10 protein-coding genes and 1 pseudogene are annotated in these 14,110 nt (G+C 42.4%); 7 read left to right on the top strand and 4 right to left on the bottom strand.

Annotation, left to right across the window (positions count from 1 at the left end):
* The first annotated feature begins 52 nt into the window (after nt 1–52).
* The 4 genes and pseudogenes from FNW02_RS39680 to FNW02_RS29450 all read left to right on the top strand — a co-directional run bounded on the left by FNW02_RS39680 (nt 53) and on the right by FNW02_RS29450 (nt 3,953).
* The gene (locus tag FNW02_RS39680) at nt 53–178 is read left to right on the top strand and encodes a hypothetical protein (RefSeq protein WP_263627831.1); all 126 of its coding nucleotides are present in this window, start codon (nt 53–55) and stop codon (nt 176–178) included.
* A gap of 90 nt (nt 179–268) precedes the next feature.
* A pseudogene (locus FNW02_RS29440) lies at nt 269–819 on the top strand (Uma2 family endonuclease).
* Nucleotides 820–1,225: 406 nt separating this feature from the next.
* Nucleotides 1,226–3,052 (top strand): ABC transporter ATP-binding protein, encoded by a 1,827-nt coding sequence (locus FNW02_RS29445; protein ID WP_191760999.1) that lies wholly within the window; start codon nt 1,226–1,228, stop codon nt 3,050–3,052.
* A 274-nt stretch (nt 3,053–3,326) separates the two neighbouring features.
* On the top strand, nt 3,327–3,953 hold the full coding sequence (locus FNW02_RS29450) for a DUF4126 domain-containing protein (protein ID WP_225225994.1): 627 nt from the start codon (nt 3,327–3,329) through the stop codon (nt 3,951–3,953).
* A 616-nt stretch (nt 3,954–4,569) separates the two neighbouring features.
* Here the strand turns inward: FNW02_RS29450 and FNW02_RS29455 are convergent.
* Nucleotides 4,570–6,024 carry an MFS transporter gene (locus FNW02_RS29455; RefSeq protein WP_191761000.1) on the bottom strand — a complete coding sequence of 485 codons (1,455 nt, stop codon included), beginning with the start codon at nt 6,022–6,024 and terminating at the stop codon, nt 4,570–4,572.
* Nucleotides 6,025–6,097: 73 nt separating this feature from the next.
* Between FNW02_RS29455 and FNW02_RS29460 the strand changes: the two genes are divergently transcribed.
* Nucleotides 6,098–6,610 carry a phosphoribosyltransferase gene (locus FNW02_RS29460; RefSeq protein ID WP_191761001.1) on the top strand — a complete coding sequence of 171 codons (513 nt, stop codon included), beginning with the start codon at nt 6,098–6,100 and terminating at the stop codon, nt 6,608–6,610.
* Between the two features lie 314 nt (nt 6,611–6,924).
* Here the strand turns inward: FNW02_RS29460 and FNW02_RS29465 are convergent, their stop codons facing one another.
* Nucleotides 6,925–7,842: an AEC family transporter gene (locus FNW02_RS29465; protein ID WP_191761002.1), complete on the bottom strand. Its 918-nt coding sequence runs from the start codon at nt 7,840–7,842 to the stop codon at nt 6,925–6,927.
* A 95-nt stretch (nt 7,843–7,937) separates the two neighbouring features.
* On the opposite strand from FNW02_RS29465, the gene FNW02_RS29470 reads away from it, so the two are divergent.
* Together FNW02_RS29470 and FNW02_RS29475 are read left to right on the top strand one after the other, a co-directional pair.
* On the top strand, nt 7,938–8,750 hold the full coding sequence (locus FNW02_RS29470; protein ID WP_191761003.1) for a M15 family metallopeptidase: 813 nt from the start codon (nt 7,938–7,940) through the stop codon (nt 8,748–8,750).
* Nucleotides 8,751–8,921: 171 nt separating this feature from the next.
* Nucleotides 8,922–9,758 (top strand): Uma2 family endonuclease, encoded by an 837-nt coding sequence (locus FNW02_RS29475; protein WP_191761004.1) that lies wholly within the window; start codon nt 8,922–8,924, stop codon nt 9,756–9,758.
* A gap of 100 nt (nt 9,759–9,858) precedes the next feature.
* Here FNW02_RS29475 and mrdA (FNW02_RS29480) read toward each other — a convergent pair whose 3' ends face one another.
* Nucleotides 9,859–11,697 (bottom strand): penicillin-binding protein 2, encoded by a 1,839-nt coding sequence (mrdA, locus tag FNW02_RS29480; protein ID WP_191761005.1) that lies wholly within the window; start codon nt 11,695–11,697, stop codon nt 9,859–9,861.
* 448 nt (nt 11,698–12,145) lie between these two features.
* Nucleotides 12,146–13,993 (bottom strand): penicillin-binding protein 2, encoded by a 1,848-nt coding sequence (mrdA, locus tag FNW02_RS29485; RefSeq protein ID WP_191761006.1) that lies wholly within the window; start codon nt 13,991–13,993, stop codon nt 12,146–12,148.
* Nucleotides 13,994–14,110 lie beyond the last annotated feature (117 nt).

Raw genomic sequence — 14,110 nt, forward strand, 5'->3', positions numbered from 1 at the left:
TTCTCCTATCGGAGACACTTCGTGAACGAGAGGCTTCGCCTTAAGCGAAGCCATGCCGCAGGCTTTACGGCATGGCTTCTCTACTTTGAGGCTGCGCCAACGCTTAGAGCGAGTCTTGTCTGCGACACGCTGCGCGAATGAGCGTCGGCAACCTCCGCAAGGGGGTGGCTCCCCATGAGCGACTGGCGTGGGCTAGGGGAGATCTAGGTTTCAGCCTTCAGTGCATAAGTCCTAAAATCTTTGAATTTTCTTGACTAGCGATCGCGCTATGACCCTAACCACTGCTAAATGGACGATAGACGAGTATCACCGCATGATTGCAGCAGGTATATTAAATGATCGGCGTGTGGAACTACTGAAGGGGAAAATTGTCGAAATGTCACCGGAAGGGAACCTTACGCTTATTTCAGTAGTGAAGCAGGGGAATATCTAATTAAATTATTAGACGATCGCGTAATGATTCGTCTAGATAAGCCAATGACGTTCTCTAACAACTCTGAGCCTGAGCCTGACATTGCCATTGTGCAACGATTAGGGCGTGAATACCTAAAACATCACCTTTATCCTGAAAATATTTTTTGGCTGATTGAATATTCAGATTCCAGTTTAGACAAAAATTTAGAAACTAAAACTAAAATCTATGCAGAGGTCAACACTCCTGAATATTGGGTAGTTAACCTCAAAAAAAGACAGCTTGTGGTGTTTCAAGACCCTCAAGATGGGGAATATAGATCAAAGTCTACATTAACAGTTGGGATTGTTTATCCAGTTGCATTTCTGAATGTAGCTATATCAGTAGATGCTATTGTCGGTAGCTGAGTGTAAAGTGTGCGATCGCTTTACCAATTTCCTAAATCTCTACAGATTATAGCAGTTCTCATCTGGGTACAATTTATAGCAACAGCAGTGGGTAAACCGTTCAATGACGTTTTCAAAAATTGTTTGGATTGGTTGCTTCACTGAAAGCATCCGGTAACAGTAAAAAAAAGAAAGTTACAGGCAGCTCAGACTTATGCGGTAAAGCCTTTTGGTAGTAGGTTTATACTAGTATTGAGCTAAAATAAGCACGCCTAAAAAATGACATTGGTCAAAGACTTGGAAAATTGGATAGTGAGAAAGCAGCGGGCCGCGCGATCAAGCTGGTTAATAATCGAATTACAGCACACGCAGCACGGCTGTGTTCAGAATAATTGGTCAAAGTCTATAGTCCAATGGAAACTAAAAAATGCCTAGAGTGAAACGAAATACGTTACACCAATCACTGATGGTTTTCCGCTACAGTGGAAGGGCTGTAAACCTGGTATGGACTACTAATCGCTCCCTTACCATTATTCTGGCTATTTTAACTTTAGTGGCTGGTCTTTTACCAGCTGCGATCGCTTACATCAGTAAATTAATTGTTGATGCAGTAGTTTTTTCTCAAGGTAGTGCACAGAACAATGGTTTTGTCAATATTTCTCAACCTCTGTTATACGTAGGATTCGAAGCATTCGCCGTAGTTTTATTAGCAGGAAGTCAAAGAGGACTGAGTGTTTGTCAGTCATTGTTGCGAGCATTACTTGGTCAACGGGTGAATGTACTCATTCTGGAAAAGGCGCTGACACTTGATCTATGGCAGTTTGAAGACTCAGAATTCTATGATAAATTGAGCAATGCACGGCGAGAAGCATCAGTTCGTCCTCTTTCTCTAATCAACCGCACCTTTGGATTAGTGCAAAGTGCTGTTTCTCTTGTTACATATGGCGTTTTATTAGTAAGATTCTCGTTTTGGGCAGTAGTGGCACTGATTTTGGCAGCTATGCCTGCATTCATTGCAGAAACGAAGTTTGCTGGAGAAGCATTTCGCCTGTTTAGTTGGCGTACACCAGAAACCCGGCAACAGCACTACTTAGAAAATCTACTGGCGAGAGAAGACTTTGTTACAGAAGTAAAACTTTACCAGTTGGGTCAGATGCTACTAGGACGTTATCGCAACCTTTTTCATCAACTCTACGGTGAAGATCGAGATTTGACTTTACGACGGGGACTGTGGGGATATCTCCTAAGTTTAGTGAGTACTGCTGCTTTTTACATGGCATATGCTTGGATCGTACTGGAAACAGCGGTGGGTAGGGTTTCCTTGGGAGATATGACAATGTATTTGATCGTATTTCGTCAAGGACAGTCTACTTTCTCTGGTATCCTCACGAATATTGGAGGGATGTACGAAGACAATCTATATTTATCAAATCTCTACAAGTTTTTAGAAGAAAAAGTACCAAAATCTTGGGGTAAAGCTATAAAAGGTTTAAATCCTCAAGATGGTATCCGCTTTGAGAATGTATCGTTTACTTATCCAGGAAGTTCAAAGCCTGCTTTGAGAAACATCTCGCTACAATTGAAACCCGGAGAGAAACTTGCAATTGTAGGTGAAAACGGTTCCGGTAAAACTACCTTAATCAAATTACTTACTCGACTTTACACCCCTGATTCTGGACGTATCTTACTAGAAGGTTTGGATTTGCAGGAATGGGATGTAGATGTGCTAAGACGTCGCATTGGTGTAATTTTCCAAAACTTTGTTCGCTACCAGTTTACTGTGGGGGAAAATATTGGCGTGGGTGATGTAGAGTACCTAGAAGATAAAACGCGCTGGCAAATTGCGGCCCAAAAAGGTATGGCACAACCTTTTATTCAACAATTGCCCCAAAGCTTCCAAACCCAGCTTGGCCGTTGGTTTAAAGGAGGACAGGAACTCTCTGGAGGACAGTGGCAGAAAATTGCTCTAGCACGTGCTTTTATGCGAACTCAAGCAGATATTTTGGTGTTAGATGAACCGACATCGGCAATGGATGCCCAAGCTGAGTTTGATATTTTTAATCATTTTCGCAGCCTCACTCAAAGTCAGATGGTATTTTTGATTTCGCATCGTTTTTCGACGGTACGTATGGCCGATAAAATTTTGGTTATAGAAGATGGGAGAGTTGTGGAACAGGGAACTCACGAGGAATTGTTGCAGGTTAAAGGACGCTATGCCAGATTGTTTTCCTTACAAGCAGCAGGTTATCAGTAAGAGAAGATAAGGATTACGATACTTGATGATCAGCTAAAGAGCATTTAAGTTGTATAAAACTAGGGCTGAAGCCTTTACTACAAGCGAATAATTCTGGAAAAATGAATAACAATTAGCTTGGTCGTACTTACTCTACCTGTAGTATCAAGATGGGATTCATTGATTCTATATATAGTAGGATGAAATATTTTTGCACAATCTCTTATCGTGTGATTAAAGCTTAGAGTTGTCTCTCCCATCAGCTCAAGAATCAAAAAACCATTAGGAGGATAACTTGAGTCCTACTATTGATTTCAATACTTTATTCAATCTCAATACATTTATCGAATTATTACTGGGTATCAGTTTAAGTGCGGCGGCTGGCTTTAGAGTTTTTGTACCACTGCTGACATTAAGTGTAGCTTCAGTTATTGGACATTTAGATTTGCCGACTGACTTTGATTGGGTAGAAACACCTCAAGCTTTAATTGTATTTGCGATCGCTTGTTTGCTTGAAATCAGCGGTTATTACGTTCCTTGGTTGGATCATCTGCTGGATATTGTTTCCACACCTGCGGCAATTATCGCTGGGACGATTGTAACAGCATCTCTTGCTCCTGAGATGAATCCACTGGTGCAATGGACATTAGCTTTAATCGCAGGTGGTGGAACCGCAGGACTAACTAAGGGATTAATGAATATTTTACGGCTTGGGTCTACTGGGGTTTCAGGCGGATTAACTAATCCAGTTTTGTCAACTACTGAATTGATTATCGCTATTGTACTGTCTGTATTAGCGATCGCTCTACCAGTGGTAGCAGGAATCATTGTAATTGGTGTTCTAATAATAGCTATTCAAAGAATCTGGAAGTTCTTTAGTAGCAAGTCATCTTCTCAACCTAATGAAACTATCTCTCCATAAAGAGACTTACTAACGCAAACAGCATGATCATAAACTTGCACATTGCGTTACCTAACTATTTTTACGAGCCTGCAAAAGCTTATAGCCAACCTCCAATAAGCATAATGTATTTTTAATCACATAATTTTGTAATATTTACTTCCTACTTTTGGTAGAGGTGCAGGTGAAACACCAACCGTTAAGTTCTTGAAGGGTGTTAAGCTGAGCTTGCGAGGATTTCCAGACATTTTAACGATTAGCCCTCGTGTATATAACTTAGTCTGGGAATCCTCTCGGGTTTCCTATGATCATCTGCTGTTGGTCTAGGTAATATTTTTATTTATCCATGTAATGTATAAGCCTGTTAAGCTCATCCCACTCCTAAAAGGGGAGGGATTTCACGTTGACAGTTAACTGTCAACTGTCAACTGTCAACGGCCTAAAAAGGCGTCTTTCATCACCTACCGAGAAGGAATGGGTTTTCCCGACGCCTTTTTATGAAAAGTCATTTGTCATTTTTTAAGAGTCAAGGGTCAACAGTGATGAAGCCCGGATAGCTGTGGTTTAGCCCGTACTGAGTCAGTATTTATTCTCCCCCTGCTCCCCTGCTCCCCTACCCCTTTACTTCCCTGCTTCCTCATCTTCCCTTCATCTCCTGCCGTTCTTTGAGTTTCAGCATTATTTCCGCGTGCATCTCGCGGGTAATAGGATAAAAATACGTTAAAAATAAGCCACAAATTAAACAAATAGTAGGCAAAGGCCCAATGGCTATGCGAATGGCTAATAGTGCAGAATCAGGTTGGATGGGTAGTGTACTTTGTCCTGGTACAGATTCTTTGAAACCATATACTTGCAAAGCATTACCCACTAAAAATAGTCCGAAAGCTAAACCAAATTTTTGCAGCAAAACCATGAAGCCATAAAAAATCCCTTCTCGGCGTTGTCCGGTTTGGAGTTCATCTAATTCAATTACATCTGGAATCATCGACCAGGGAACTAGATAAGCTGTGGAAACTCCAAAACCTGCCATCACAGCCATTAGATACATCAAACCTATTTGACCAGGCTGTAAGAAAAATAGTCCGGCTGCTGCGATTATCCATAAACTCATTCCCATAAAATAAACAAGTTTTTTCCCGACTTTTTTACTCAATGCACCCCAGACAAATAGCATCACAAGAGCGGTTCCTTGGACTGCAATCATAACCGTAGGTACGTCTGATTCTTGAAGGTTCATGCAGTTGACTACAAAGTAGGGAATAATACTAGCTGTTATTTGCACGCCTAACCAAGAAAAAAGATATATACCAATAACAAATAGAAAAGGTCGATTTTTGAAGGCGATTCTTAGCTGTTCGCCAAAGGGAATAGATACAGGTTCTTCAAGTTGAATGCGTTTTGCTTCAAAAGCCAGGATGCGATCGCGTGTTCCAAAAACGCACCAATACAACGACAATACAGAAATTACAGTGCAAATTGCTGCTAAAACTATATATTGTTGCTGGCGATCGGCAATCTGAGAAAAAACAATTTTTGATAAAATCAGCGATAGAATGCTGCCACCAATGGAAAACGTAAAGCGAAAGCTGTTGAGGCTAGTACGTTCGTCATAATCCTGAGTTAGTTCTGGAGTCATTGCCGTATAAGGCAAATTCACAACGGTGTAAAAAACCTGAGATATTAACCCAATTGCTACGTAATACCAGAACAAAGGCCAAATATTATTACTCTGTTCTGCACTAAATCGCGGTACAATCCACTGCAAGAAAAAGAAAATCCCAAAGGGAATTGCTCCATACAATAGCCAAGGAAGACGGCGGCCCCAGCGACGAGATTTTGTTCTATCAGTCAGTAAACCGACCATTGGATCGTTTACCGCATCCCAGATTTTACCAATCATCAAAATACTGCCAGCCAAACCTGCCGGAATACCGGCGACATTGGTAAAGAAAACCAACAGAAAAAAGATGGAGATATTTGCAGTAATTGCTGGGCCTAAATCCCCTGCACCATAAGCCAGTTTTGTTTTAAAAGGTAGTTTTTCACTTTCAAGAGTTTGTTGGGCATCGCTATCAGCGGTTGAATCGTTCATAATATCTTGCGCTCATACTAAAATAAAAAGTTTGCGTTTGCCTTACTAGCGATTAATCACTTCCTTTAACCTTATGCCAGACATTTACGTTTCTTGGTCAGATTATCACCAAAAAATTGAACAACTGGCTATTCAGATTTATCAATCCGGTTGGGAATTTAACCAGATTATCTGTCTCGCCAGAGGGGGACTGCGAGTTGGAGATATTTTGTCTCGTATATACCAGCAACCGCTGGCAATTTTAGCAGCATCATCTTACAGTGGCCCTGGCAAGCAAGAAAGAAGTAATTTAATCTTCTCGCACCACTTGACGATGACCACCGAAAAGTTAGGTTCGCACATTCTCCTTGTAGATGACTTGGTAGATTCTGGGATCACACTCCAGCAGACTGTACCTTGGCTCAAGGAAAATAGCGATTTCTCAATTGAAGAAATTCGCACCGCCGTACTTTGGTATAAAGCTTGTTCGGTTATAGCACCCAATTACTACGTCGATTACTTACCTGACAACCCCTGGATTCATCAACCCTTTGAACACTATGAGTATATGAATCCCGCAGAACTTGCAGCCAAGGTGATGAAGTGAGGGGGCAGGGAGCAGGGGGGCAGGGGAGCAAAGGGTGCAGGGGGAGCAGGGGAAGAAATTGTTGACTCTTAACAACTCTCACAAGTAAATATTCAACGCTAAATGTGTCATAGCTTATTTGCATCGCGGGCTATCTCAACGCAACCTCTTGCATTGTGATTGCATCGACTTACATATGCTTTCTTTAACTTTGCCTGATCTAAAAACCTCACCCCAATCCTAAACACAGATGTGTTCGATAGAATCAGGTAATTTTGTATTTGATGCAAATAAGAACCGCTATAAATACTGTCTCCTATCTCCTGTCTCCTATCTCAAAATAGCCACAGCCAAACTGGAAGAGTAACCAGCAATGCCATAACCCCAGCGGCTAAAGCAGTTACAGCGAGATCGCGATCAAGATTGAATGTTTCGGCAATTACCAGTGTGGCAAAAGCTGGAGGCATTGCCATTTGTAACACAATCACCCGTGCGGCGGAACCAGTTACACCAAAAAGTGGTAAAGTGCTCCCTAAAATCAAGGGAACTAGCAGCATTTTGATTACTAAGCTTATCCCTGCCTGTGGTAGGCTATGCCAAGAATTGAGCCGCGAGAGTCGCATCCCAATTAACATTAGAGACAAAGCAACGGTAAACCAGGCAAGTTTTTCTAGGCAGAATTCCACAACTGTGGGGATTTGTACCTGTCGAAATAGCAAGCCAAAGCCGAAACTCCACAGAGCAGGATTAATTAAGATTGCTTTAGCAATTTGCCAATAACTCCTGACACTGCTGCCAAAATGAGATGCAAGCACTACACCCAAGGCATAAGCTCCGAAGAGTGACCCCAGTAAATCGTAGAATAGTGCCCAGGCAAAGTACTCTTGTCCTACCATTGCTAAGGTGACGGGAAAACCAAGATATCCTGTGTTACCAACCATTGCCGCCAAAATTAAACTACCCTGAGTTGATTGTTGGGGAATGGTATCGGTGAAATAGGCTTGCCCTTTAATTCCCAACCAAGCTAAAAATGCCCCTAGTAAAATAGCTAAATAAGCGATCGCAGGTGCAATCCAAATTTGCCCTGACAAGTCAGCTTGGCGTAAAAACGCTACTATGCTTATAGGTACTCCCACCCAGAAAAGTGTCTGCCCTAAACGGTTGGGCACTGTGTTAGGTAGTTTACGTCCTAAAATAAAGCCTACTAGGACTAATCCCACCAGCTTGACGTATAGTTCTAGGAGATTTGTCAAGATTACGCCTAGGAATACAGATGTAAAATGTTACCCAATATGTTTATTTCTGTCCAGTCTACAATCTGTTATAAATCAAAAGCAGGAGTTGACCTTTGAATAAAGTTGGGTTTTCTGGACAACCGCAAAGCTCATCAGGTGAGCCTGGTGATGATATTCCAGCGGCTTTACGCGATACTCCTGATTTGGGAACCAAGGTACGTGTACGCACCCAGGTTTTGCTGATTGGGGGAGTAGTGGGATTTGTCATACTGGCTTTGATTAGTGGTTTTTTGTTTTTCGTCACTGCACCCAAAAAAACCGCTGATTCTCAAACTTCACTAGCACCTACACCACCAGAATCTAGTAATTCCGTCAATCCCCAAGGTAATAGTGGCGATGCTCTTTTGGGACATTTGACATACCCGGAAGCACCTGAGTCAGAACTAGCACCAATTAACGCAAATGGACGGATCAAAATGCGAAAAGCTGCTGCCGAAAAGTTTCAGGCAATGGCACAAGCAGCGCGGAGTGCGGGTGTAATTTTAGTGCCAATTTCTGGCTTTCGCTCGGTAAAAGAGCAGGAGCAGTTATTTTTTAATGTTAGTGCTCAGCGAAATCAAACCCCAGCCCAAAGAGCTGCCCTCAGCGCTCCTCCTGGTCATAGCGAACATCACACAGGTTATGCTGTGGACATTGGAGATGGAGCAGTACCAGCAACCAATCTTCAAACCAACTTTGACAATACCAAAGCTTATCAGTGGCTACAAGCGAATGCAGCACGCTTCAGCTTTGAGATGTCATTTCCTAAAGACAATGTTCAAGGTGTGAGTTATGAGCCTTGGCACTGGCGTTATGTGGGCGATCGCAACAGCTTAGAAACGTTCTACAAAGCCAGAAATTTGAAACCCGCTCAGATACCGCAATAAAAGCGATCGCACAGTCTAATAGAATCATCTAACTTTGTTTATTACGATACACCTGAAGTGTTTCAGCTTCGTATCATCGCACCCTCTTGGAGATTTTTTGTTAGAAAATAATGAATATATTGCCGAGAATTAAGACAAATCTCAATAAATCTCAAGTTGGGAGGTTATGCGATGTCAACTAACATTACTCAAAACCAGAGTTTGCCAACGCCTCCTGTCCCAGACTGGGAACCTCCTTTACCCCCAACAGATTTAATATTTGATGACGGAGAACCATTGGAAAGTAACCGCCACCGTATTGCCATGAACGTTTTAATCCGGTCGTTACAACAAGCTTGGTCAGACCGCAGTGATTACTTCGTCGGTGGTAATATGTTTGTTTACTATAGTCGTACTCAGGTACGAAATCGGGATTTCAGGGGGCCGGATTTTTTTGTCGCTCTCAACGTTGAAGGAAATCGTTCTCGTCAAGGTTGGGTTGTATGGGATGAGGACGGACGCTATCCTGATGTAATTGTCGAATTAATGTCCCCCTCAACAAGAAATGTAGATATAGGGGAGAAAAAGAATCTGTATGAAAAAGTTTTTAAAACTAGAGACTATTTCGTTTTTGACCCTTTTGATGCCAACTCTTTACAAGGATGGCGATTAGATGTAAATTTTCGCTATCAGCCTTTAGTTGCTAATGAGCAAGGTTACTTGTGGTGCGAAACATTAGGATTTTGGTTGGGAACTTGGGAAGGAACAATAGACCGAGAAACTGCTACTTGGTTACGATTTTATGATCGCGAAGGAAATTTAGTTTTCTTACCAGAGGAAGCAGCACACCAACGCGCAGAAGCCGAAAGTCAACGCGCAGAAGCAGCATACCAACGTGCGGAAGCCGAAAGCCAGCGAGCGGAAGCCGAAAGCCAGCGAGCGGAAGCCGAAAGCCAACGCGCAGAAGCCGAACATCAACGCGCAGAACGTTTAGCTGCAAGGTTAAGGGAGTTAGGAGAAAATCCATAGAACATTTGATATCTTGATAGCTTCTCCATATTGGGATCATCCGAGTAAAGTAGGCAGAAGTCATGTCTATCAAAACTGCTTTCAGTTTTTTCCCTTATTCTTAGTTTCGGCGGCTGTTTTTTGGGATTGAAGTCTCTGGTTTTTGATATTTACCTGGATACTTTCGCTGGAAATAGTCCTCCATAATTTGTAAGATCATCGGAGCCGCAACGCTACCACCACCACCACCGGAATGTTCAGCAAATGCCACGATCAGAATCTCTGGCTTTTCAGCAGGTGCATAAGCACCAAACCAAGCGTGATTTTGCTTAACACGACCCTTCCATGCTTCAGCAGTGCCACTCTTACCAGCCACAGGGGGAATTGTTGGCTGGTTTAAAACCTTACCTGTACCTTCAGCCACGACTTTCCGCAGTCCCTCGCGGAGAATATTTATAGTTGTCGGCTTCATATTTAAAGATTCTCGCCAGCTTCTTGCTTCTTCATTATCTTTAAGCAGATGCGGCTGGACTCGATAACCACCATTTGCGGGCACAGCAAACATGATGGCAACTTGCAAAGGTGTGGTTTGTAAAGCGCCTTGACCAATTGACATATTGATGCTGTCGCCTACAGTCCAAGGCATCTTCCAAACTTTCTGTTTCCATATTTCATCTGGAACCAAGCCTTTTGATTCTTCGTTGACGAACTCAAGCCCGGTTTTTTTGCCAAATCCATACTTGCGAGTCCATTCAATCAAAGTTGGGCCGCCGACTCCTCGACCAATTTGGTAGAAGAAGGTATCGCTACTCCACTGTAATGCCCCAACAAAACCCAACGGCCCGAATCCGGCGTGATTCCACTCTCCAAAACGAGTTCCACCAATGTTTAAGGAACCGTAGGTTTGTAGGACTGTCTTAGGAGAAAACTTACCCGATTCTATCCCAGCAGTTGCAGTGACGATTTTAAAGGTGCTAGCGGGTGGGAAGGCGCTGAGAGCACGATTAACCAAGGGATGTTCTGCACCTTGTACAGTCTCCCAATCTTTTTGGGTAAGTTTTTGCTTGGAGAAAATATTTGGGTCAAAGGTAGGGTGAGATACCATTGCTAAAACAGCACCATTCTTTGGGTCAAGTGCCACGATCGCACCATTGCGATCGCCTAAAGCTTTTTCTGCTGCCTTTTGCACATCTAGATTTATAGTCAAGTGCAAATCATTACCAGCTTTTGCCTGTTTCTCGCCCAAAACTCGCAGCGGTCGACCAGCGCCATCTACTTCCACCTGCTGACCGCCCCATTCACCCCTTAGCGTTTTCTCATAAGCTTTTTCGATGGCCATCTGACCAATCACATCGCCCAATCGGTAGCCTTCCTTTCTCTTTTCTGTTAACTGCTCAGCAGTCAATTCGCGTGTATAGCCTAGTACATGTGCCAATTCCTTGCCGTGGGGATAATAGCGAACCGCTTCCGTATGAATTTCGACATCTTGGAGTTCGTTTGCATACTCTTTCAATGCCGTAATTTGTGCTTCATTTAAGTCACGAGCAATCCTAATGAGTGAAGAAGAGTTAGCACCTGCTTCTTCTAGCTTTTTTTCCATCTCTTCTTGGGAGATGTCGAGAATTTGGGATAGACGCGATCCCACAACCGACCACGCAGGCTTAGTATGTGCCATCGGCCATAAGTACACAGATCGAGGATAGCGAGTACTAGCTAAAAGTTTGCCATTACGATCAAAAATATTGCCGCGTTCCGGGTGTTTGGGAATCAACCGAATCCGGTTCGCCTCTGCTCGCTTTCGATAATGTACTCCTTCAATAATTTGCAAATATGCCAGACGAATACTGATTCCAGTCACCATTAATAGGGTAAATATGATTAAAAATATCGGCTGGAAACTGCGTCCGACTGTACGTGTATTTTTTTTTATGCTTAGTGGGGATGGTTGCAATAAAGCCATAAGATAAAGATAATTTTAGAATTAACATTATTTATATACAATTTTGCTAAATTCTTGGCTAGTACTTAGCAGCAAAATAATTGGAACAGTCTCATAGTCATTAGTTATTTTTAATTAATACGATAAACTAGAATTTTATATTTAGTATGCTTAATATACGACAAAATTTATTACCAGCATAATTAAAATTATGGCTTTCTGGCTCAAAACCTTTGATGCAGAATCAGAAAATATTTTATTCTTCAGTATTTCAACTAAAAACTAGTGGTCTGTTGCAAAAGTTTTGAGAGGTTCGTAGTAAGCACTTTAGTGCTTAAAAAATCAAGAACTAAAATCCTTACTACAAACAGGTATGACCAGCAGAATCAATCGAACAGACCACTAGCCTAGATCCAAATGAACAATACTGAGTAAGGTCAATTGGATATGAGGCTAACTGAACCTTGATTTAGTCTCCAGTAACATTCCCTGAATTCTCAGTTTTAGCTGCTGATTCTTCCGATTGAGGCTTTTCATACTTGCCTGGATACTTATGCTGAAAATAAGCTTCCAGCACTTGTAAAACCATCGGCCCACAAACAGTACCGCCATGATCACCGGAGTTTTCACCAAACGCCACAACTACAATTTCTGGCTTATTGCTGGGGGCATAAGCACCAAACCAAGTATGATTTGGGCGACCAGCACCAGCTTCAGCAGTACCACTCTTTCCAGATGCAGGGGCAATTGATGGCACATTCAAGCTTTTACCTGTACCCTCAGTCACTACCTTCCGCAATCCATCGCGCAGAACTGTAATAGTTACGGGCTTCATATTCATAGATTCTCGCCAGCTTTTTGCTTGTTTATGATCTTTAAGCAAATGTGGTTTAACTCGATATCCACCATTAGCTGGAACAGAAAACATAATTGCCGCTTGCAAGGGTGTGACTTGGAGAGCGCCTTGACCAATTGACATATTAATAGTGTCGCCTACAGTCCAGGGCGTCTTTAAAACTTTCAGTTTCCATATTTCATCTGGAACCAAACCTTTTAATTCTTCATTGACAAACTCAATGCCAGTTTTTTGACCAAACCCATATTTGCGACTCCATTCGATTAAAGTTGGGCCACCGACTTGTCTACCAACTTGATAGAAGAAAGTATCACTACTCATAGCCATCGCCCCTGGAAATCCCAACGGGCCAAATCCGGCGTGGTTCCACTCACCAAAAGTTACTCCACCAATAGTCAGGGAACCAAAGGTCTGTAGCACTGTATTAGGAGAAAATTGACCCGATTCTAGCCCAGCTGTTGTGGTGACAATTTTGAAGGTACTGGCGGGTGGAAAGGCACTCAGGGCACGATTAACCAAGGGATGGTCTTTACCTTGTACGCTTTCCCAATCTTTTTGGGAGAGTTTTTGCTTGGAGAAAATATTTGGGTCAAATGTTGGATAAGACACCATTGCTAAAATAGCACCGTTATTTGGATCAAGTGCAACGATCGCACCTTGGTATTTTCCCAAAGCTTTTTCTGCTGCTCTTTGCACATCCAAGTCTATGTTCAAGTGCAAGTCATTGCCAGATTTTGCTTCTTTTTCTCCCAAAACTCGGATTGGTCGTCCAGCACCATCCACTTCCACCTGCTGACCGCCCCATTCGCCTCGCAGCGTTTTTTCATAAGCTTTTTCCACTCCCATCTGACCAATCACATCTCCCAGTCGATAACCTTCCTGCTTCTTTTCTATTAACTGTTCGGCAGTCAGTTCACGCGTATAACCCAATACATGTGCTAAGTCTTGAGCATGAGGATAATACCGGACTGTATCTGTATTAATTTCTACATCTTTGAGTTCGTTTTTATATTCCTTCACTGCTGTGATTTGCGCCTCATTCAGATCACGAGCAATCCGAATGAGTGAAGAAGAATTAGCACCTGCTTCTTCTAATTTCTTCTCCATCTCTGCTTGCGGGATATTAATAATTTTTTCTAAACGCGGCCCTACAACTGACCAGGATGGCTTGGTATGAGCCATCGGCCACAAATATACAGAACTAGGATAACGAGTACTAGCTAAAAGTTTGCCATTACGATCAAAAATATTGCCCCGTTCTGGTTGTTTAAGAATTAACCGAACCCGGTTTGCCTCTGCTCGTTGCCGAAGTTTTGGGCCTTCAACAATTTGCAAATATGCTAGACGGGCTTCGATACCACCAATCATTAACAAGGTAAATATGATTAAAAATATTGGTTGAAAACCACGTCCTACTGTACGTGTATCTTTTTTATTGCCTAGTGATGGAAATAAAGACATAATACCAATTCGTGGGGCTACGCCCCGCTACGTTAAACGTAATTGAGAACAGGAAGATGTAATTTGAGTTTTCAATGGGTTTTCAAGTTGATATCTGTAGTCTTCCTTCTAGAGAAT

Source organism: Komarekiella delphini-convector SJRDD-AB1 (assembly GCF_014831675.1).
GTDB lineage: Bacteria > Cyanobacteriota > Cyanobacteriia > Cyanobacteriales > Nostocaceae > Komarekiella.